This is a genomic window from Methylosinus sp. C49 (assembly GCF_009936375.1).
GTDB lineage: Bacteria > Pseudomonadota > Alphaproteobacteria > Rhizobiales > Beijerinckiaceae > Methylosinus.
In genome coordinates, this window is sequence record NZ_AP022332.1 from 1,220,291 (window position 1) to 1,241,148 (window position 20,858).

General features: G+C 65.2%; 21 protein-coding genes. 13 read left to right on the forward strand and 8 right to left on the reverse strand.

Annotated features, from left to right (window positions below; all coding sequences use genetic code 11):
* The 4 genes from GYH34_RS05800 to GYH34_RS05815 form a co-directional block, all read right to left on the reverse strand.
* Positions 1-870 carry a LysR family transcriptional regulator gene (locus GYH34_RS05800; RefSeq protein ID WP_161912751.1) on the reverse strand — a complete coding sequence of 290 codons (870 nt, stop codon included), beginning with the start codon at positions 868-870 and terminating at the stop codon, positions 1-3.
* Positions 871-876: 6 nt separating this feature from the next.
* Positions 877-1,917 carry a putative sulfate exporter family transporter gene (locus tag GYH34_RS05805; protein ID WP_174242370.1) on the reverse strand — a complete coding sequence of 347 codons (1,041 nt, stop codon included), beginning with the start codon at positions 1,915-1,917 and terminating at the stop codon, positions 877-879.
* A 100-nt stretch (positions 1,918-2,017) separates the two neighbouring features.
* Positions 2,018-3,181: a murein L,D-transpeptidase family protein gene (locus GYH34_RS05810; RefSeq protein ID WP_161912752.1), complete on the reverse strand. Its 1,164-nt coding sequence runs from the start codon at positions 3,179-3,181 to the stop codon at positions 2,018-2,020.
* A 97-nt stretch (positions 3,182-3,278) separates the two neighbouring features.
* A complete protein-coding gene (locus GYH34_RS05815; RefSeq protein WP_024881106.1) occupies positions 3,279-3,806 on the reverse strand; it encodes an adenine phosphoribosyltransferase in 528 nt (175 codons plus the stop codon).
* Positions 3,807-3,992: 186 nt separating this feature from the next.
* On the opposite strand from GYH34_RS05815, the gene GYH34_RS05820 reads away from it, so the two are divergent.
* Together GYH34_RS05820 and GYH34_RS05825 are read left to right on the forward strand one after the other, a co-directional pair.
* On the forward strand, positions 3,993-4,631 hold the full coding sequence (locus tag GYH34_RS05820) for a transglycosylase domain-containing protein (protein WP_161912753.1): 639 nt from the start codon (positions 3,993-3,995) through the stop codon (positions 4,629-4,631).
* A gap of 141 nt (positions 4,632-4,772) precedes the next feature.
* Complete coding sequence (locus GYH34_RS05825; RefSeq protein ID WP_161912754.1) at positions 4,773-5,429, forward strand: transglycosylase domain-containing protein; 657 nt, start codon at positions 4,773-4,775, stop codon at positions 5,427-5,429.
* Between the two features lie 13 nt (positions 5,430-5,442).
* Here GYH34_RS05825 and GYH34_RS05830 read toward each other — a convergent pair whose 3' ends face one another.
* Positions 5,443-6,168, reverse strand: a complete 726-nt coding sequence (locus GYH34_RS05830) for an SIMPL domain-containing protein (RefSeq protein ID WP_244635288.1) — start codon at positions 6,166-6,168, stop codon at positions 5,443-5,445.
* A gap of 66 nt (positions 6,169-6,234) precedes the next feature.
* Positions 6,235-7,116: an S-methyl-5'-thioadenosine phosphorylase gene (locus GYH34_RS05835; RefSeq protein WP_161912755.1), complete on the reverse strand. Its 882-nt coding sequence runs from the start codon at positions 7,114-7,116 to the stop codon at positions 6,235-6,237.
* A 384-nt stretch (positions 7,117-7,500) separates the two neighbouring features.
* Here GYH34_RS05835 and GYH34_RS05840 point away from each other — a divergent pair, with 384 nt between their 5' ends.
* The 5 genes from GYH34_RS05840 to GYH34_RS05860 all read left to right on the forward strand — a co-directional run bounded on the left by GYH34_RS05840 (position 7,501) and on the right by GYH34_RS05860 (position 12,522).
* Entirely contained in the window at positions 7,501-8,064 is a 564-nt protein-coding gene (locus GYH34_RS05840; RefSeq protein WP_161912756.1) for a F0F1 ATP synthase subunit delta, read from the forward strand.
* The gene (gene atpA, locus GYH34_RS05845) at positions 8,064-9,593 is read left to right on the forward strand and encodes a F0F1 ATP synthase subunit alpha (protein WP_161912757.1); all 1,530 of its coding nucleotides are present in this window, start codon (positions 8,064-8,066) and stop codon (positions 9,591-9,593) included. The genes GYH34_RS05840 and atpA overlap by 1 nt, the downstream gene beginning before the upstream one ends.
* A 150-nt stretch (positions 9,594-9,743) precedes the next feature.
* The gene (locus tag GYH34_RS05850) at positions 9,744-10,625 is read left to right on the forward strand and encodes a F0F1 ATP synthase subunit gamma (RefSeq protein ID WP_161912758.1); all 882 of its coding nucleotides are present in this window, start codon (positions 9,744-9,746) and stop codon (positions 10,623-10,625) included.
* Between the two features lie 28 nt (positions 10,626-10,653).
* Positions 10,654-12,090: a F0F1 ATP synthase subunit beta gene (gene atpD, locus GYH34_RS05855; protein ID WP_161912759.1), complete on the forward strand. Its 1,437-nt coding sequence runs from the start codon at positions 10,654-10,656 to the stop codon at positions 12,088-12,090.
* 33 nt (positions 12,091-12,123) lie between these two features.
* Positions 12,124-12,522: a F0F1 ATP synthase subunit epsilon gene (locus GYH34_RS05860; protein ID WP_161912760.1), complete on the forward strand. Its 399-nt coding sequence runs from the start codon at positions 12,124-12,126 to the stop codon at positions 12,520-12,522.
* A 138-nt stretch (positions 12,523-12,660) separates the two neighbouring features.
* Here the strand turns inward: GYH34_RS05860 and GYH34_RS05865 are convergent, their stop codons facing one another.
* Both GYH34_RS05865 and GYH34_RS05870 read right to left on the reverse strand, forming a co-directional pair.
* Entirely contained in the window at positions 12,661-13,374 is a 714-nt protein-coding gene (locus GYH34_RS05865; protein WP_174242371.1) for a hypothetical protein, read from the reverse strand.
* A gap of 59 nt (positions 13,375-13,433) precedes the next feature.
* Entirely contained in the window at positions 13,434-14,267 is an 834-nt protein-coding gene (locus GYH34_RS05870; RefSeq protein ID WP_174242372.1) for a hypothetical protein, read from the reverse strand.
* Positions 14,268-14,629: 362 nt separating this feature from the next.
* On the opposite strand from GYH34_RS05870, the gene GYH34_RS05875 reads away from it, so the two are divergent.
* Genes GYH34_RS05875 through cysN form a run of 6 tightly spaced genes read left to right on the forward strand, consistent with a single transcriptional unit; the run spans position 14,630 to position 20,776 of the window.
* Positions 14,630-14,947 carry a 2Fe-2S iron-sulfur cluster-binding protein gene (locus tag GYH34_RS05875; protein WP_018267966.1) on the forward strand — a complete coding sequence of 106 codons (318 nt, stop codon included), beginning with the start codon at positions 14,630-14,632 and terminating at the stop codon, positions 14,945-14,947.
* Complete coding sequence (locus tag GYH34_RS05880) at positions 14,944-15,282, forward strand: DUF2849 domain-containing protein (RefSeq protein WP_161912761.1); 339 nt, start codon at positions 14,944-14,946, stop codon at positions 15,280-15,282. Before GYH34_RS05875 ends, GYH34_RS05880 begins: the two co-directional genes overlap by 4 nt.
* Positions 15,279-17,003: a nitrite/sulfite reductase gene (locus tag GYH34_RS05885; RefSeq protein WP_161912762.1), complete on the forward strand. Its 1,725-nt coding sequence runs from the start codon at positions 15,279-15,281 to the stop codon at positions 17,001-17,003. The genes GYH34_RS05880 and GYH34_RS05885 overlap by 4 nt, the downstream gene beginning before the upstream one ends.
* A complete protein-coding gene (locus GYH34_RS21890) occupies positions 16,987-18,234 on the forward strand; it encodes a phosphoadenylyl-sulfate reductase (RefSeq protein WP_174242373.1) in 1,248 nt (415 codons plus the stop codon). Before GYH34_RS05885 ends, GYH34_RS21890 begins: the two co-directional genes overlap by 17 nt.
* Positions 18,231-19,148 (forward strand): sulfate adenylyltransferase subunit CysD, encoded by a 918-nt coding sequence (gene cysD / locus GYH34_RS05895; protein WP_161912763.1) that lies wholly within the window; start codon positions 18,231-18,233, stop codon positions 19,146-19,148. Before GYH34_RS21890 ends, cysD begins: the two co-directional genes overlap by 4 nt.
* Entirely contained in the window at positions 19,148-20,776 is a 1,629-nt protein-coding gene (gene cysN, locus GYH34_RS05900) for a sulfate adenylyltransferase subunit CysN (RefSeq protein ID WP_161914907.1), read from the forward strand. Before cysD ends, cysN begins: the two co-directional genes overlap by 1 nt.
* Positions 20,777-20,858: the final 82 nt, after the last annotated feature.

Here is a 20,858-nt window from a genome sequence, read left to right on the forward strand (position 1 = left end):
TCAGCGCAACAGCGCCAAAAACGCCTGCGCCGCATGGGTGATGTGGCGGCCCTCGCGGCGCAACGCGAGAAAGCGCCGCTTGGGCAGAGCGATGTCGATCGCCGCCAGCGCCCCGGCCGAGGCTCCGGCGACAAGGCTCGGCAGCATGGCGACTCCGGCGCCCGCCGCCACGGCGGCCGCTATCGCCTCATGCGTCGGCAGCTCCAGCGCGACGCGCAGTTCGCCGGGGTCGACGCCCTTCTCGCGCAGAACCGCCTCGAAGATCGCGCGCGTGCCGGAGCCTTTCTCGCGCAGCACCCAGCTCGCCGATCGATAATCTTCGATGCGCTTCGGCGCCGCGCTCGTCCAGGGATGGTCGGGAAAGGCGACGAGCTTCAACTCGTCCCAGGCGACCGGCTCCACTGCGAGGGATTTGTCGTCGATCTCGCCTTCCACAATGGCGAAATCCACAATGGCCTCGCGCGCCATATCGGCGGCGATCAGCGTGTTGCAGATCTTCAGCTCTATCGCGATCTTCGGATAGAGCGTGCGATAGCGATGCAGGAGCGGCGGCAGCCAATAATTGCCGACCGTCTGGCTGGCGGCGAGGCTCAGCGCCCCGCATTCGAGCCCGGCGAGATCGAAGAGGACCGCCTCCGCCGCCGCGGCGCGCGCCAGCACGGCCTTGGCCTCGACGAGAAACAGGCGTCCCGCCTCGGTGAGCGCGATGCGACGGCCGACGCGATCGAACAGCCTGGCGGCGTAGCGCGCCTCGAGCGCGGCGATTGCCGCGCTCGTCGCCGATTGGGTGAGATTGAGCTCGCGCGCGCCGCGAGTCACATGCTCGCGCTCGGCGACGGCGACGAAAATGCGCAATTGCTCGAGCGTCATGACGCCTCAGCGAAAGAACGCCTCGATGAGCGCGAGGCTGAAGCCGGAGACGAAGACCGAGGCCGCCAGGCCCAGCGCCAGAGGCCGGAGCCCCTTGGCGCGCAGCGCGGCGATATCGGTCTCGAGCCCCATGGCGGCGAGCGCCATCGACAGCAGCACGGTGGTCGCCGTCGCGATGGCGGCCTTGGCGTCCGGCGGAATGGCGACGATGCTGGACACGCCGACGAGGGCGAGAAAGCCTATCACGAACCAGGGGAAGGGCGGCGAAAACTTTTCCGCGCCGCGCGCGCCGCGCCCAGCCATGAAAGCCAGCGTCAGCAGCGTCGGCGCCAGCAGCATCACGCGCGACAATTTGGCGACGGCGCCGAAATCGCCGGCCTCGCGGCCGTGCTGAAAGCTCGCGGCGATCACTTGCGCGACCTCATGGATCGAGGCGCCGGCCCATAGGCCATAGGCGCGTGGGCCGAGCCGTGCGAGATCGGCGAGCGCCGGATAGGACACCATTGCGAGCGTGCCGAAGACGGTGACGCAGGCAATGGCGTAGGCGACATCCTCGTCGCGGGCGCGGGTGATGGCGTTGGCCGCCACCACGGCCGACGCGCCGCAGATCGAGGTGCCGGCGGCGATCAATCGGGCGAGCTCGGGCTCGACGCCCAGCCAGCGGCCGAGGCGTGTGGTGAAGCAGAAAGTGGCGACGAGCGTGGCGGCGATGATCGCGAGGCCCGTGAAGCCGACATCGACGATCTGCGCCGCCGATAATTGCAGGCCGAGCAGCGCTATGGCGAAGCGCAGGATCTTGCGCAGCGAGAAGACGACGCCCGGCGCGGCGAAGGCCGGCGCGCCGAAGAGATTGCGCAGGCCGACGCCGAGCAGAATGGCGAGGATCATCGGGCTGAGCGCGCCGACCACGGGGAGCAGTCGCAGCGCATAGGCCGCCGCCGCTATGGCCGCGGTGAGGGCGACGCCGGGGAGGATGGCGAGAAACGCCGGGGCGCCGGTGGGCGCGGCTTTCGGAAAAGCGGCCGTCGGGGTCGAAACGGCTTCCATGAGACCGAACTCCTTTTTTGAGGGCTCGGTTCAGATCGCAGCCGCAGACCGTTCGGTCCAACGCATTAAATTTGTCGAATCATTCGATTTTTTCGATTGATTACCAGCCGGCGATGCGGCGGCAGGAGCCGCCAGCGGCGCCGAAGGCGTAGCGCGATCCGCAGGCATAGGCGGTCGGCGGCTCGCCGGTCTGCTCGAAGAGGTCGTAGCCTTCCTTCAAATTCCGCCAGAAGCCGCTCCATTGCTGGTGCTCCGGCGGCGCCGACCAGAGATTGGTCCAGTCGCCCTGCGTTTCCTTGGCCAAGGCCGCATCGGTCATGCGGAATGGGAAGATGTGGACTGGCACCTCGTGCTGGCCGCCGCGCAGCGCGGCTTCCACCAGGCCGTATATCTCCTCGATCACTCTGTCGGTCATGGCGAAGCAGCCGACCGATTTGCAGGCGCCATGGACCATCAGCGCGCCGCCGGTGCGGCCGTTCTGCTTGTCGAAAGCGTTGGGAAAGCCGACGTCGAAGGCGCGGTGATAATGGGAGTTCGGATTGAGCTGGCGCGCCGAGACGCTGTAGAAGCCCTCGGGCGATTGATAATCGCCGGATTTCAGCTTGGGTCCGAGATGGCCGGACCATTTGCAGATGGGATAGGTCCGGTAGAGCGTGAAATGGCCGCTCTGCCGGCGCCAGAGCTCGAGCTCGCCTTCCTTTTTGAAGATGCGGACATAGACCGCGGAGCCCATGCGGAAATTTCCGTCGTCGCGGTTCGTCAGTGGCGGCGGCTCATTGGGCGGCGCGGCGGCGAGGGCGAGCGCCTGTGTCGGCGGCGAGACGGCGACCGGCGGCAGCGCCGTCGTGCCGGCGGGGGTCTCGGCTGTGGCCGCAGGCTCGACGGCGGCGAGATTGCGCGGCCGCGCCGGCGGCAACGGCGTATCGACGGGCGGCAGGGCGAGGACCGCCTCCGGCTCCGACGGACGCAGGGGAGGCAAAGCCGCGAGGAAGGAGGGCGCGCGCGTGCTCGGCGCGGCGGCGATCGCCGGCGGCGGCTCCTCGACCGGCGCGGGCTCCTCCTGCCGCGCGGTCTCGACGATGGCGCCGCGCAGATTTTGCACCAGCGCGCCGAAGGGATTTGAGCGTCTCTCAGCGATGGTCTCGTGCGTCTCCGCCGGCCGCGCCGGGCCGCGCGAGGCGAAGGCGACGAAAACGCCGATCTCGACGAGGCTCAGAGCCAGCGCGGCGGCGAGGAGGATGGGGCGCGACGGTTTCGACGGCATGGGGTCGTTACGGAATCAGTGAAAACGCATTACGAAACGCGATATTGGCGAAGGAACGGCCGAGGCGCGGCCAAAAGCGCGCCCGGCTGCTGAAAAATCAATGCCCTTCGAAGGTGACGAGCCGACGCACCGGCACGCCGAGCGATTCGATTTTCTTGGCGCCGCCGAGCTCCGGCAGATCGATGACGAAGCAGGCGGCGATGACCTCGGCGCCGATCTTCTGCAGCAGCTTGACGGCGCCTTCCGCCGTGCCGCCGGTGGCGATGAGATCGTCGACGAGAATGACGCGCTCGCCCTTCACCACGGCGTCCTCGTGCACCTCCATCTCGTCCACGCCATATTCCAGCGAATAGGCGATGGAGACGGTGGTATGCGGCAGCTTGCCCTTCTTGCGCACGGGCACGAAGCCGGCCGACAATTGATGCGCGACCGCGCCGCCCAGAATGAAGCCGCGCGCCTCCATGCCCGCCACCTTGTCGATCTTCGTGCCGGCCCAGGGCTGCACCAATTCGTCCACCGCGCGGCGAAACGCCCTGGCGTCGCCGAGCAGGGTGGTGATGTCGCGGAACATGATGCCCGGCTTGGGATAATCGGGAATCGTGCGAATCGAGGAGGCGAGGGTCATGTTCGAGATCTCGTCGGAAATGGGTTCGGCTCGTCGGTTCATAGCTCATTCTCGACCGAAGCGCATCTCGCTCGGCGCGAGGCGCATCTCGGCCGTCCCGCCGCATTGTGGCCGCGGGATCGCCGAGACGATACCCATTTCCACCGCCAACATCGCCATGTTCGAGTTTTCGAGAGGATTTTTCAAATGGCGGATATCAAGCAGCGCAAAATTATTTTCGTCGTCGTGGCGGTCGCCGTTGCGGCGCTTCTCGGCCTCGTCGGCTATGAGGCGGTTTCCGTCGCGGTCGCCCGCGTCGCCACGCCCGAGATTTTCGCACGCTATGAGGCGGCGACCGACGATGGCGCGACATTGCCCGCCGGGCTTTCGAAGGAGCGGGTGGAGACATTGCTCGCGGTGCAGGATCCGAGCTTCTGGACGCATGACGGAGTCGATTGGAGCGCGCCGCTCACCACCACCACCATCACGCAATCCGTGGTGAAGCGGCTCTATTTCGAGAATTTCCAAAAGGGCTTCTCGAAGATCCGGCAGACGCTGATCGCGCGATTTGCGGTCGCGCCGCTGACGTCCAAGAATGCGCAGCTCGCCGCTTTCATCGATGTGAACGGATTCGAGCCCGCCGCGCAAAAATGGTTCGGCAAGAGACTAGCGGAATTGGACGACGACGAGTTTCTCTCGCTGATCGCCACCAACAACAATCCCAGGGATTATGCGCCCGGCACGCAGGCCAACGCCGAGCGCGTGCGTCGTATCGAGAAATATCTCGCCGGCCTCTGCGAGCGGCGCGGCTTTTCCGATGTGTGGCTGGAGAGCTGCGGGGGATGATCCTTTCGCTCGTCCCGCCGCATTCGCGCCGGAAGCGGCCGCGAGATGGCCGCTTCCGTGTCGCGCCGCCGCCCATTTTCCTCGCAAAGCTCCCCATCAGTGAAAGGCGCGGCGGGGGAGTTGCGGCGGGAGCTTGTTCTGATGCGGGAAGCGAAATTACGGGCGCGCACATTCGCGGCGGCGACCGCCGGCTCGGCGCTGGCCGCTTTCGCCGGCGCGGCCTTCGCCGCCGTCCTCGGCTATGAGGCGGTCTCTGTCGCTCTCGCTCGCATGGCCACGCCTACGCTCTTTGCGCGCTATGAGGCGGAGACCGATCACGGCGCGAAATTGCCGCCCGGATTCTCTCGCGAGCGCATAGAGACGCTGCTCGCGGTGCAGGACCCGGGTTTCTGGACGCATGGCGGCGTCGATTGGAGCGCGCCGCTCGCAGACACGCTCGCTCAATCCGTGACCAAGAAGCTCTATTTCGCTGATTTCAAGCCGGGTTTCGGCAAGATTCGTCAAACGCTGATCGCGCAATTCGCCGTCGGCCCGCTGATCTCCAAGAGCGCGCAGATTGCCGCTTTCATCGATGTGAGCGGATTCGATTCCGCATCGCGGCAATGGTTCGGCAAGCCGTTCGCGGAATTGGACGACGGCGAGTTTCTCGCGCTCGTCGCCGCCGGTAATGAGCCGAAGGATTACCCGCCGGGCACGCAAGCCAACGCCGAGCGCGTGCGCCGCATCGAGAAATATCTCGCCGGCCTCTGCGCGCGGCGCGGCTTCGCCGATGCGTGGCTGGAGAGCTGCGCGGATTGAGCCGCCGCTCGCTTTATTTCGGCAGGAGCCGCCAGACGCCTTTCACGCGCGCCTCTATGCGTTCCTCACCCGGGTGGACCGGAATGGCGATGGCGCGTGGACCAAGCTCGGCGCGCGCCATCGGCATGTCGGCCTCGCCGGCCGCGAATTCGGGATTGAGCTCCAGCGCCACGAGGTCGCCGAGCTTCATCGACGCGCCTTCGGCGAGCAGCTCGGCGCGATGACGCGCATTGGCGACAGCCTTGCCGAGCAATATCGCCTCGCGCTCCGCTTTGTCGGTCACGCGGAACCGCACGCCATAGAGCCGATTGGCGTGGGCGCCGAGAAGATGGCCGACGATGTCGCCGACGCGATCGACATCCGCGGTCGAAACGTCGACATCCGACGAGGCGCGAAACCCGGTCAAGCTCCGTTTGAGAATCTGTCGATTCCCCGGGTCGCGCTCCTCGGAATAGATGGGCGCGACCTGAACGCTTCGGGAGCGGATATTTTTGCGCGCGACGCCGGCCGCTTCTATGTCCTGCATGAGCGCCGAGGACGAGCGGGCGAGCTCGGCGGTCGCATCTGCGGCCGTCGGCTTTTCCACGAAGACGCCGAGCTGAATGTCGGCGCGGTCGGGCTTGACCTCTTCCGCCGCTGTTCCGTGAACCTCGGCGACGGGAAAGTCCCAATGCGCGCGGTCCTCCGCGTGAGAGACGGAGGCGATGAGCAAAAAGGCGAAGAGAGAAAAAATCCGCATGAAAATGCTCCTTCTATCGGAGCCTATGCTCGCCGCTTCGCCATTAACGGCGGCTGAACGCTATTCTCATCCCGCCGCGCCGCGCGCCCGCGCGACAATGACGCCGAGCTTTTCCATCAGCGCCGGATCGCGCGCCTCGGGCGCCGTCAGAATCGCTGTGTCGAGCGCGCGGTCGGAGCCGATCGGGCAGGGCTCGTGCTCCTGCGGAAAATCGGCGAGCAGGCGTGCGAGCAGACGGCTCGCTTTATCGGCGTTGTCTCGCACGACGGCGATCACCGAAGCGACATCGACATTGTCGTGCTCTGGATGCCAGCAATCGAAATCCGTGACCATTGCGATGGTCGCGTAAGAGAGTTCCGCCTCGCGCGCGAGCTTTGCCTCCGGCATCGCCGTCATGCCGATGACGTCATAGCCCGCGGCTTTATAGGTCAGCGATTCCGCGTAGGACGAAAATTGCGGACCTTCCATGCAGACATAGGTTCCGCCGACGGAATGCTCCATGCCCTCCGCTTTTGCGGCGGCGGCGATGCGCTTCGCCAGCAAGGGCGCCACAGGATGCGCCATCGACACATGCGCGACGCAGCCATTGCCGAAAAAGGAGGATTGCCGGCCGAATGTGCGATCGACGAATTGATCCGGCAGCACGAAGAGTCCCGGATAGAGCTCCGATTTGAACGAGCCGCAGGCGGAGACCGAGACGAGATCGGTGACGCCCGCCTGCTTCAGCGCGAAAATATTGGCGCGATAATTTATGCCCGAGGGCGAGAACACATGACCGCGACCATGCCGCGGCAGAAACACGACCTGCGTCTCGCCGATGCGGCCGAAATGCAGCGCGTCGGACGGATCGCCCCAAGGCGTCGTCACGCGCTGCTCGCGCAAATCCTGCAGACCGGGCAGATGATAGACGCCCGATCCTCCGATGATGCCGATAACCGCTCGCGTCATCTTTCGTCTCCGACTGTGGATAGGATTTCGCAGTGCCATGGCCTCGCGTGAGGCGCAAGCGGCGACAATGCGCCGGCCTGCGCAGAAAAATCGCGAAGCGCTAAAAAATTCAATATCATCAAAGGCCAAGCCGAGGGTTTCCACGGGCCGAGACGGAGGTGATGCTTTTTTGTGCGATCGTCGAAACTGCCCTCTCCGCAGCCGTCGCAGGGTTGCGCCGCAAAATATGCTGTGTTAGGGGACGATCGCCTTGGAGCTGGGGCGTCGCCCTTGGCTCCTTCCCCCGACAATACGTTGTTCGAGGCCATTGCGGATTTCGTCGCACGCAGACCTGCGTTGCGCGCGAGGCGCCTCGAGTGACGGCGATCCGAGAGCGATACGCAAGTGGCTTCAGGCGGAGACGATCTATCCGGTGTAGCGGGGCGATACGCCTCGGCCCTTTATGATCTCGCAGTGGAGCAAGGCTCCACGGAAGAGATCGCGACGGCGCTGCGCGGCTTCGCCGCGCTGATCCAGGAGAGCAAGGATCTCGAGCGCCTGATCGTGAGCCCGGTCTATTCTGCCGAGACGCAGATCAAGGCTCTCTCTCCCATTCTCGACGCCGCCGGCGTCACGGGCGTCGCGGCCAATTTCGTGAAGCTCGTCGCGACAAAACGTCGCCTCTTCGTTCTCCCCGCCATCATCGAGGCCTATGGCAAGCTGCATGACGCCGCCAAGGGCGTCGTGCGCGCCGACGTCACAGTGGCCGCGCCGCTCGCCTCTCATCATGAGAGCGCGCTGCGCGACGCGCTCGCCGGCGTCACCGGCGGCAAGGCCGTCGACCTCGAGGTGAAGGTCGATCCGGCGATCATCGGGGGTCTCGTCGTCAAAATCGGCTCGCGCATGCTCGATGCGTCGCTGAAGACCAAGCTCAATTCCATTCGAACACGCATGAAAGAGGTCGGCTGATGGCTATCCGCGCCGCAGAGATTTCCGCGATCCTCAAGAATGAGATCGCTAATTTCGGCAATGAGGCCGAAGTCACCGAGGTCGGTCAGGTCCTCTCCGTCGGCGACGGCATCGCCCGCGTCTACGGTCTCGACAATGTCCAGGCCGGCGAGACGGTGCTGTTCGAGAACGGCATCACCGGCATGGCGCTCAATCTCGAGAGCGACAATGTCGGCGTCGTGATCTTCGGCTCCGACCGCGACATCAAGGAAGGCCAGACCGTCAAGCGCACCGGCGCGATCGTCGACGTTCCGGTCGGCAAGGGGCTGCTCGGCCGCGTGGTCGACGCGCTCGGCAATCCGATCGACGGCAAAGGCCCGATCTTCTACGAGAGCCGCTCGCGCGTCGATGTGAAGGCTCCCGGCATCATTCCGCGCAAGTCGGTGCATGAGCCGATGGCGACCGGCCTCAAGGCCATCGACGCGCTGATCCCGATCGGCCGCGGCCAGCGCGAGCTGATCATCGGCGACCGCCAGACCGGCAAGACCGCCGTGGCGCTCGACACGATTCTGAACCAGAAGTCGCTGAACGACGGCGACGACGAGAAGGCCAAGCTCTACTGCGTCTACGTCGCCGTGGGCCAGAAGCGCTCCACCGTCGCGCAATTCGTGAAGGTGCTGGAGGAGCGCGGCGCGCTCGACTATTCGATCGTGATCGCCGCCACCGCTTCCGATCCGGCTCCGATGCAGTTCCTGGCGCCCTTCGCCGGCTGCGCCATGGGCGAGTATTTCCGCGACAACGGCCTGCACGCCGTGATCGTCTATGACGATCTTTCCAAGCAGGCCGTCGCCTATCGCCAGATGTCGCTGCTGCTGCGCCGTCCTCCGGGACGCGAGGCCTATCCGGGCGACGTGTTCTATCTGCACTCCCGCCTGCTCGAGCGCGCCGCCAAGCTCAATGACGAGCGCGGCGCCGGCTCGCTCACCGCTCTGCCGGTCATCGAGACGCAGGCGAACGACGTGTCGGCCTATATTCCGACCAACGTCATCTCCATCACCGACGGCCAGATCTTCCTGGAGACGGACCTCTTCTACCAGGGCGTCCGCCCGGCGGTGAACGTCGGCCTCTCGGTGTCGCGCGTCGGCTCCTCGGCGCAGACGAAAGCGACGAAGAAGGTCGCCGGCAAGATCAAGGGCGAGCTCGCTCAATATCGCGAGATGGCGGCCTTCGCTCAGTTCGGCTCCGATCTCGACGCGGTGACGCAGCGTCTGCTCAATCGCGGCGCGCGCCTGACCGAGCTCTTGAAGCAGCCGCAGTTCTCGCCGCTGCAGATGGAAGAGCAGACGGTGGTGATCTACGCCGGCGTCAACGGCTATCTCGATCCGCTGCCGGTCAATCGCGTGCGCGCCTTCGAGGATGGACTGCTGGCGCTGCTGCGCACGCAGCATCCGAACATCCTCGAGACGATCCGCACGACCAAGGATCTGCCGGATGCGACGGCCGCCGAGCTGAAGGGCGTCCTCGACGCCTTCACGAAATCCTTCGCCTGACGCGCGCAACCAAGGATCGGAAGCGATGGCCCGTCATTGCGAGCGCAGCGAAACGATCCAGAGCCGCTCGGCGGCTCTGAGATCGCCTCGCGGCTTCGCTTCTCGCAATGACGACAGGCCGGCTCCGGTCGCAATGAGACGGGTTCTCTCATGCCCTCGTTGAAGGATCTTCGAAACCGCATATCTTCCGTCAAGGCGACGCAGAAGATCACCAAGGCCATGCAAATGGTCGCGGCGGCCAAGCTACGCCGCGCCCAGGTGGCGGCCGAGGCGGCGCGTCCCTATGCCGAGCGCATCGAGAAAGTGCTCGCCAATCTCGCCGGGGGCGTCTCTTCCGGCGCGCCGGTGCTGCTCGCCGGCAATGGCCGCGACGAGACGCATCTTCTCGTCGTGGCGACCGCCGAGCGCGGCCTCTGCGGCGCATTCAACTCCTCGATCGTCCGCCTCGCCCGCGAGCACATCCAGCGCCTGCAGGGGCAGGGCAAGACGGTCAAGATTCTCTGCGTCGGCAAGAAGGGCTACGACCAGCTCCGCCGCAATTATGAGAAGAACATCATCGAGCTCATCGAGCTGCGCGGCGTGCGCCAGCTCGGCTTCGAGCAGGGCGACGCGATCGGCCGCAAGGTCATCGATCTGTTCGAGAGCGGCGAGTTCGATGTGGCGACGCTGTTCTTCTCGCGCTTCAAATCGGTGATTCAGCAGTTTCCGACGGCGCTGCAACTCATTCCGGCGCAGATTTCCGCCAATGAGAACGAGGCCGCCGCGGCCGGCCCTCAGGCCAATTATGAATATGAGCCCGGCCAGGACGAGATTCTGGCGACGCTGCTGCCCCGCAACATATCGGTGCAGATTTTCCGCGCATTGCTCGAGAACGCCGCTTCCGAGCAGGGCGCGCGCATGAGCGCGATGGACAACGCCACGCGCAACGCCGGCGACATGATCAAGAAGCAGACGACGCTCTACAATCGGTCACGCCAGGCGATCATCACCAAGGAACTCATCGAGATCATCTCGGGCGCCGAGGCGCTCTGATCGGAACAACAGTCGAGAGGACGAGACAATGGCTACCCCCACGACCACGGGTCACATCACGCAGGTGATCGGCGCTGTCGTCGACGTGAAGTTCGACGATCACCTGCCGGAAATCCTGAACGCGCTGGAGACCACCAATCAGGGCGCGCGCCTCGTCCTCGAAGTGGCGCAGCATCTCGGCGAGAACTCCGTGCGCACCATCGCCATGGACTCGACGGAAGGCCTCGTGCGCGGCGCCCCCGTGACCGACACGGGCGCCCCCATCTCCGTGCCGGTCGGCGACGAGATGCTCGGCCGCATCATCAATGTCATCGGCGAGCCGGTCGACGAGGCCGGCCCGATCGTGACGGCGACCAAGCGCGCCATTCACCAGCCGGCGCCCTCCTACGCCGAGCAGGCGACCGAGGCGCAGATCCTCGAGACGGGCATCAAGGTCGTCGACCTGCTCGCGCCCTACGCCAAGGGCGGCAAGGTCGGACTGTTCGGCGGCGCGGGCGTCGGCAAGACCGTCATCATCATGGAGCTCATCAACAATATCGCCAAGGCGCATGGCGGCTATTCCGTCTTCGCCGGCGTCGGCGAGCGCACCCGTGAGGGCAACGACCTCTATCACGAGATGATCGAGGGCGGCGTCAACAAGAAGCCCGAGAACGGCTCCGCCGCCGGATCCAAGGCCGCGCTGGTCTATGGCCAGATGAACGAGCCTCCGGGAGCCCGCGCCCGCGTCGCTCTGACCGGCCTCACCGTCGCCGAGGACTTCCGCGACAAGGGCCAGGACGTGCTCTTCTTCGTCGACAACATCTTCCGCTTCACCCAGGCGGGCTCGGAAGTGTCGGCTCTGCTCGGTCGCATTCCCTCGGCGGTGGGCTATCAGCCGACGCTCGCCACCGACATGGGCGCGCTTCAGGAGCGCATCACCACGACGACCAAGGGCTCGATCACCTCGGTGCAGGCCATTTACGTGCCGGCCGACGATTTGACCGACCCGGCCCCGGCCGCCTCCTTCGCCCATCTCGACGCGACGACCGTTCTCAACCGCTCGATCGCGGAAAAGGGCATTTATCCGGCCGTCGATCCGCTCGACTCCACTTCGCGCATGCTGTCCCCGGCGATCGTCGGCGAGGAGCATTACGAGGTCGCCCGCAAGGTGCAGTCCACTCTGCAGCGCTATAAGTCGCTGCAGGACATTATCGCGATCCTGGGCATGGACGAGCTGTCGGAAGAGGACAAGCTGACCGTGGCGCGCGCCCGCAAGATCGAGCGCTTCCTGTCGCAGCCCTTCCACGTCGCCGAAGTGTTCACCGGCGCGCCGGGCAAGCTCGTCGCGCTCGCCGACACGATCAAGGGCTTCAAGGGCCTCGTCGAAGGCCAATACGACCACCTCCCCGAGGCCGCCTTCTATATGGTCGGCACGATCGAGGAAGCGGTCGAGAAGGCCGCCAAGCTCGCCAAGGAAGCGGCTTGATCCGTTAATCGCTACTAGACGACGGAGCCCTTCATGGCCACGTTCCACTTCGAACTCGTCTCTCCCGAGAAGCTTCTGTTCTCGGGAGAGGTGGACGCCGTCGTCGCCCCCGGCGCCGAGGGCGTGTTCACGGTTCTCAAAGATCACGCGCCGGTGATGACGGTGCTGAAGCCCGGCGTCGTCGAGATCGACGGGGCCGGCAAGAAAGAAAAGCTGTTTGTGCGCGGCGGCTTCGCCGATGTCGGGCTCGGCGGCTTCACCATTCTGGCCGAATACGCCATTCCGGTGGCCGAGCTCGACGCCGCGAAGATCGACGCCGATATCAAGGACGCCAGCGAGGATGTGGCCGACGCCAAATCCGACGAGGCGCGCCGCCTCGGTTCGGAAAAGCTCGGCCAGCTCCAGGAGCTGAAGGCCGCTCTCGGTCTCTGACGCAATCGGCGCCTGGAGCAAGTCTCCGGGCGCCGGCTCGGCTCTCTGATTGTTATGCGAGCCTGTAGGCTCACGGTCCAGCATTTGCCTCGGACCGTGAGCCTACAGGCTCGTTTCTTTTTGTCGGGCCGCGTGGCGCTACTTCAAAAACTGCGCGCCGTCGAGCTCGTGTCGCAGCTCGAAGCTGCGGAACTGCGTGAAGATCGGCGCGATCCAGGCTTTGAGCGCGGCGCGAATGACGATCGACATGTCCGGGGGCGGCGAGACCAGCATGCGGCTCAGCGACAGATCCGGCTCGTCCAGCGTCTTCGCCACAGCGCCGTCCAGCGCGCCGATGAGGAAACGGCGCGTCGTCGGATATTGTCCCAGCGTCTCATGGGCATAGGCGCCGAGCGGCGCGGCGCCTTCGTTCTGCACGATCAGCATGGGAAGATCGGGCCATGCCGCCGACAGAAATTTCGCGCTGGCGAGCGCGGAGTCGGTGTGGTCGGCATGGAACAGCAGGATCGGCTGGACGCCGCGCGCCCGCGCCTCCTCGACAAAGCCGATCTCCTTCACCGTCTTGAAGAAACGGTCATAGGCGCGTTGCCAGACATCGACGATCTTGGGCGTCCCGTCGTCGATCAGCAGCCGATCGAACAAGGAAATCTGCCCGCGTATGTCGGCCGTGTCGATGACGCGCGTGCGGTCCGGGAACCATTCGTGGTAGCGCGGCGCATGCGGATCGGTGTCGAAGCCTTCGACCTCGGTGAGACGCGAGAGATAGAAGTCCGTCAGCAGCCGCGCGGTCGTCGAAACGCCCGAACGCGGATGCGGGGAACAGGCGACGAACACCAAAGTGCGTCGACTCATCTCTCACTCTCTCGGCGCCGCCCGAGGCTCTCTGTTTTGCCGCTCAACCGCGTTCGGCGCTATGCGCCCTCCCTGCCGGCGATCCGATCCAGCAGATGGATGCGGTCGAACTCGTCGGCGATCCTGTTCTGCCAGGTGCGGACATAGCCGCGAAGGACGAAGGAATGGTCCGCCGGCTCCCCTTCCGCTGTCCGATTGGCGACGAAGGTGGAAAAAGGCGCGCCGGCGATCTCCACCTGCTCATAGGACAATTCGTTGAGCTTGGGGATGGTGATCTCGCCCGCCGTCTCCACTTTCTCGAAATATTTGCGGTGCGTCACCGGGTCCCATTCGAAAAAGGTGGTGTCGTTGACATGGTTCTTGACGAGGAAATAGTCCGCGTCCTCGACATAGGGCGCGACTTCTGCGATTTCGTCGAGCGAGGCGATGGACGATCCGAGCACATGGAACAGAATGAAGCCGACCTCACCTTCCGCCACCGCATCCAGAAAGCCCGTGTCCTGCAGCGCCTGCAGGGCCGGCTCCAGCCCGCCGGCGCGAACGTCGACGACGCTGACCTTCACCTGAGCAGTGGCCAGAGTGTCGATGATCTTCATCTGGTCCGAGGTCGAGGTGAGATCGACGACGCTGGTCTGGTCGGGATGAAAGCGATAGAGCGTGCCGCGCGGCGTCTCCGTGTCGAAGGCCCGGGTCAAGACATTATTGGCGGCGAGATAGTCGAGCAGCACGCGCGCGATCGTCGTCTTGCCCACGCCGCCCTTGTCCGCTCCGACCAGAATGAGCGTCGGCCGGCCTCTCTGAGGGGCGAGCGGGGGAGTCTTCTCCCGCGCGACCGGCGGCCGCTCCTCACGCGCCGAACTCTGCTTGGTTTCTTTGGTCGGTCTTTGAGCCATGGCCTAGCACCTATATCGCTCGCGCCCGCTCTCGGGCGGCAGGAACATAAAACTCTTACCATTTATGAGTTGCGCGCGCCGAGCCTTTTCTCGCCGCCGCGCGCGCGATCGCGGCCTTTTCCGTTGATACTACGAATTGCGTTTGTAGTTTGTCGAGGCGTGAGGCTATCTTATAGTGAATTGACATTCACGCGACCTCGAATAAGTAGGTCTCGCATTTTCGAAGGATCGCGGTTTGTGCCGAGGTCTCCGCGCTCAGCGGCGATCGGCGCGGCCGCTTTGCTCGGCGCGAGAGGGTCGCGCGGGGCCGACAGCCGAAGCAAGGGCGCCTATGCGGCGACAGCGCCTGTTCGGAGAAAAGGATGAGCGTGATCCGTGTCGAGGACGCTGACGGCGTCACCCACGAGCTGGAGCCTGTGGAAGGCTGGCGGTTGATGGAGATTTTGCGGGATTATGGGATGGGCATGGAGGGCACATGCGGCGGCGCCGTCGCTTGCGCCTCCTGCCACATCGTGCTCGATCCCGAATGGGCCGACAAGGTCGCGCCGCCGCGCGAGGACGAGATCGACAAGCTCGACGAGCTGCCCTTTCTGCACGAGACCTCGCGGCTCTCCTGCCAGATCATCTGGTCGGACGAGCTCGACGGGCTGAAGCTCACTCTGGTCAAGGAGCCGACATGACGCGGCCGGCCAATCCCAAATTCTCGCCCAAAATCCTGCTCGCCTCCGATCTCGCCGAGGGCGATGTCGTGTTTTGGGGGCAGGACGGCTGGGAGCGCGATCTCCTGCGCGCGAAAATTGCTTATGACGAGGCCGAGGTGGCGACGCTGGACGCGGCGGGCAAGGCGGCGATCGCCGCCAATCGCGTCGTCGACGCCTATCTGGTCGATGTGACCGTGGATGCGGCCGGCGCGCCGGCTCCGTCGCATTTTCGCGAGAAGTTCCGCGCCGCCGGCCCCAGCGTGCGGCGGGACCTCGGCAAGCAGGCATGGCTGCAAGGAGCGGGGAACAGATGACTGCGCATGATCCGGCCCTGCCGCCGCGCCCCAATTCCGCGCCGACGATCTACGCCTATGACGAATATGACCGCGCCTTCGTGCGCGAGCGCGTGGCGGAGTTCCGCGGGCAGGTGGAGCGTCGCCTCGCCGGCGCGCTGACGGAGGAGGAATTCCGTCCGTTCCGCCTGATGAACGGGCTCTATCTGCAGCTGCACGCCTATATGCTGCGCGTCGCCATTCCCTATGGCTCGCTCACCTCGCGGCAAATGCGCCAGCTCGCCTATATCGCCGACAAATGGGACAAGGGCTACGGCCATTTCACCACGCGGCAGAACCTGCAATATAATTGGCCCAAGCTCGTCGATGTGCCGGATATTCTCGAGGCGCTCGCCGATGTCGACATGCACGCGATCCAGACGTCGGGCAATTGCATTCGCAATGTCACCGCCGATCATTTCGCCGGCGTCGCCGCCGATGAGCTGGAGGACCCGCGGCCGACGGCGGAGTTTCTGCGCCAATGGTCGAGCGCTCACGCGGAATTCAGCTTCCTGCCGCGCAAGTTCAAGATAGCGGTGAGCGGCGCCGAGCATGACCGCGCCGCGATCAAGATTCACGACATCGGCCTACGCATCGTGAAGAATGCGGAAGGCGCGATCGGCTATGAAGTGATCGTCGGCGGCGGTCTCGGCCGCACGCCTTTCGTCGGCAAGCTGCTGCGCGAGTTTCTGCCGCGCGCCGATCTGCTCGCCTATCTCGAGGCGATTCTGCGCGTCTATAATCGCTTCGGCCGTCGCGACAACAAATACAAAGCGCGCATCAAAATTCTCGTGCACGAGACCGGGCTCGACGAAATTCGCGCTCAGGTGGAGGCGGAACATTCCGCCATGGATCGCGCGCCTTTCGCCTATGACGCGCAGGAGCTGGAGCGCGTCGCCGCAGCCTTCGCGCCGCCGGCTTACGAGAGCTTGCCTGCGCATTCGGACGGCTTCGAGAAGGCAAAGGCGGAGAACGCCGAATTCGCCGCTTTCGCCGCGGTGAATGTCGCGCCGCACAAGGTTCCTGGCTACGCCATCGTCACTGTCTCGCTGAAGCCGATCGGCGGCATTCCCGGCGACGCCACTTCCGCGCAGATGCGCGCGCTCGCCGATGCGGCGGACACCTATGGTTTCGGCGAGTTGCGCGTCAGCCATGAGCAGAACATCATTCTTCCGCATGTGAAGCAGGATGATCTTCTCGCTCTGTGGCGCGATCTTGCGGCGGCGGGCCTTTCGACCGCCAACGCCGGGCTCATCAGCGACATCATCTCCTGCCCGGGGCTCGACTATTGCGCGCTGGCGACGGCGCGCTCCATCCCGATCGCGCAGGCGATCTCGCAGCGTTTCGCCGATCTCGAGCGTCAGCGCCTCATCGGCACGCTGGGGATCAAGATTTCCGGCTGCATCAACGCCTGCGGCCATCATCATGTCGGCGCCATCGGCATTCTCGGCCTCGAGAAAAAGGGCGTCGAATCCTATCAGATCACGCTCGGCGGCGATCCGACGCTTTCGGCGTCGATCGGCGAATTGCTCGGTCCCGGCGTGTCGGCGGAAGAGGTTCCCGATGTGATCGAGAGCCTGGTGCAATTCTATCTCGCCGAGCGCCGCGACGGCGAGGCTTTCATCGACACATGGCGGCGCTTGGGCCATAAGCGTTTCAAGGAATCTGCGCGCCGGGAGGGCGAGGATGGCTCTGGTATCTGACGGCGCTTTCATCGCGGACGAGTGGCGCCGTCTCGCCGATGAGGAATCCCTGCCCGGCGCCGGCAAGGTGATCGTCTCGCTCGGTCGCGTCGCTTCCGCGCTCGCGGATTCGCGGCACGCCGCGGTCGGCGTCTATGTCGCCAACACCGCCGATCCGAAAGCGCTGGCCGATTTTCTTCCGCGTCTCGCGCTCGTCGACATCGCCTTTCCGGCCTTCACCGACGGGCGCGGCTTCTCGCTGGCGCGCCTGCTGCGCCGCCAGGGTTACGCCGGCGAATTGCGCGCGAGCGGCAGGCTGGCGCCCGACCAATATCTGCACGCGATCGGCTGCGGCTTCGATGCGATCGAGATTCCCGACGATCTCGCCGCGCATCATGGCGAGGCCAATTGGGGCAAGGCGCTCGATGCGCGCAGCCTCTCCTATCAGCGCGGCGTCGCCGCCGGCCGGTCGATCCTCGAGCGTCGTCGCAAAGCCTCGCACGCCAAGCCCTCACTGGTCGAGATTCTCGCGCCGCGCCTCGCGCCGCTCGATCTCGATCATCGCCTGAGGCTCGCGCGCGAGGTCATTCCCGGCCGCATCGTCTTCACGACGAGCTTCGGCATAGAGGATCAGCTCGTCACCCATTCCATCTTCACGCAGGGCCTCGAGATCGATGTGGTGACGATCGACACGGGCCGTCTCTTCGAGGAGACGATCGCCCTTTGGGAGAAGACCGAGGCGCGCTATGCGCGGCGCATTCACGCCGCCTATTCGCAGGCGCTGCCGCTCGCCGATTATGTCGCCGAGCATGGCGTCAACGGTTTCTATCGCTCGGTCGAGAATCGCAAGGCCTGCTGCCATATTCGCAAGGTGGAGCCGCTGTCGCGCCTGCTCGCCGGCGCCACCGCCTGGGTGACGGGCCTGCGCGCCGATCAATCGCAAGCGCGCGAGGGAGTCGCGCTCATCGAGCTCGACGCCGAGCGTCGGCTGGTCAAGCTCAATCCGCTCGCCGATTACACGCGCGAGGCCATCGTCGCCGCGACGGAGGAATTCAGCGTTCCCGTGAACGAACTGCACGAGAAGGGCTTTCTCTCCATCGGCTGCGCGCCCTGCACGCGCGCGCTGGAGCCCGGCGAGAGCGAGCGCGCCGGCCGCTGGTGGTGGGAAGAGGACGAGAAGAAAGAATGCGGCCTGCATGTCGGGCCGGACGGAAGGCTGACGCGCGGTCCGGCGCCGGAGGGCTCGCAATGAACGCGCTGGCGGCAAAGCCCCTCGGCCATTTGGATCGGCTGGAGGCGGAGAGCATCCACATCTTACGCGAGGTCGTCGCCGAATGCGAGCGGCCGGTGATGCTCTACTCCATCGGCAAGGATTCGGCGGTGATGCTGCATCTCGCCATGAAGGCCTTCTATCCGTCGAAGCCGCCTTTCCCGCTTCTGCATGTCGACACGACATGGAAGTTCAAGGAAATGATCGCCTTTCGCGACCGCCGCGCGGCCGAGACGGGCCTCGAGCTGCTCATCCACACCAATCCTGAAGGGGTCGCGATGAATATCGACCCGACAGTGCATGGATCGCAGCTCCATACGCAGATCATGAAGACCGACGCGCTGAAGCAGGCGCTCGACAAATGGAAATTCGACGCGGCCTTCGGCGGCGCGCGGCGCGACGAGGAGAAATCCCGCGCCAAGGAGCGCGTGCTCTCCTTCCGCAATGCGCAGCATCGCTGGGATCCGAAGGCGCAGCGGCCGGAGTTCTGGCGCCTCTACAATGCGCGCAAGGGGCCGGGCGAGAGCCTGCGCGTCTTCCCTCTGTCCAATTGGACCGAGGCCGATGTGTGGGATTACATCGCGCGCGAGGGCATAGACGTCGTGCCGCTCTATTTCGCCAAGGAGCGGCCGGTGATCGATCGCGGCGGCATGCTCATAATGGTCGACGATGATCGCTTGAAGCTGCAGCAAGGCGAGACCGTGCAGCAGAGGCTGGTGCGCTTCCGCACGCTCGGCTGCTATCCGCTGACTGGCGCGATCGAGAGCTCCGCGGCGACGCTGGAAGAGATCATCGCCGAGATGCGCGCGAGCCGCTCCTCCGAGCGTCAGGGCCGCCTCATCGATCATGACGGCTCCTCCTCCATGGAGCAGAAGAAGCAGGAGGGTTATTTTTGATGCACGGCGGCCTCGCCACGCCCGCGCCGCTGCGCGCCCCCGCCGGGCCGGCGCCCGCCGACAAGCCCTTGCTGCGCTTCATCACCTGCGGCTCGGTGGACGACGGCAAGTCGACGCTCATCGGCCGTCTGCTCTATGACGCCGATCTCGCCGCCGACGATCTCATCGCCGCGCTCGAGAAGGATTCGAAGAAGCACGGCACGCAGGGCGACGATCTCGATTTCGCGCTGCTCGTCGACGGCCTCGCTGCGGAGCGCGAGCAGGGCATCACCATCGATGTCGCCTATCGCTATTTCGCGACGGAGAAGCGCAAGTTCATCGTCGCCGACACCCCCGGCCATGTGCAATACACGCGCAATATGGCGACCGGCGCCTCGACGGCCGATCTCGCCGTTCTGCTCGTCGACGCGCGCAAGGGCCTTTTGGATCAGACGCGCCGGCACAGCGTCATCGTCTCCATGCTCGGCGTGCGCCATGTCGTCGTCGCCGTCAACAAGATGGACCTCGTCTCCTATTCGCAGGAGATTTTCGCCGACATAGAGCGCGACTTCCGCGCCTTCGCCGAGCATTTGCGCTTCCTCACCATTCAGGTGATTCCGCTCGTCGCCAAGGACGGCGACAATCTCGTGCACGCCAGCACGAAGATGGGCTGGTATTCCGGTCCGCCGCTGCTCGCCTATCTCGAGAGCGTCGCCTCGGACGACAACGCCCGCGTGCTGCCCTTCCGCTTCCCCGTGCAATGGGTGAACCGGCCGTCCCATGATTTCCGCGGCTTCTCCGGCTTCATCGCCGGCGGCAACGTAAAGCCGGGCGACATCGTCCGCATTTTGCCGTCCGGCCGCGACACGACGATCGCGCGCATCGTCACCTATGACGGCGATCTCGCCCATGCGGTGGCGGGCCAATCGGTGACGCTGACCCTCACCGAGGAGATCGACATTTCCCGCGGCGACATGCTCGTCTCGCCGGTGTCGCCGGCCAAGATCGGCGATCGCCTGTCGGCCCGGCTGCTATGGCTGGTGCGCGAGCCGCTCACGCTGGACAAGAGCTATCTTTTGAAGCTCGGCGCGCGCACGACGCCGGCCTTTGTGAAGCAGGTCGCCTCGCACATAAAGATCGAGACCGGCCTCGCCGAGCCGCTCGCCGATGCGACGCAGACGCTCGCCTTCAACGAGATCGGCGAGGCGGAGCTGTGGCTCGACGCCGCCATCGCCTGCGATCTCTATGAGGACAATCGCGAGACCGGCGGCTTCATCCTCATCGATCGCGTCACCAATGAGACGGTCGCCGTCGGCATGGTGAAGCAATCGGCCTGGACCGAGCGCAGCGCGCGCAATGGCGTGGAGGCGAGCTACGCCTCCATGGAAGGCGTGCCGCCGCCCGATCATCTGCTGCATCCGACGCCTTTGCGCAGCCTGGTGAAATCGCTGTCCTGGCGCGTGCCCGGCAGCGTCATCACTTTCGGCGCGGCCTTCCTGTTCACGCAGGACACGGGCATATCGGCGGCGATCACCGGCACGGAGATCGTCTCCAAAATCGCGCTCTATTATCTGCACGAGCGCCTCTGGACGCGCTTCGCCGTCGGCCTCACCAAGGGCGAGCCGCCGCACGACGACACGGGATTGTAAGGGCGCCCGACGCGTGCTCGGTCCTGGTCAGACGGGCGTTTCCACCCTCCCCTTAAGGGGGAGGGTCGGATGGCGAAGCCAT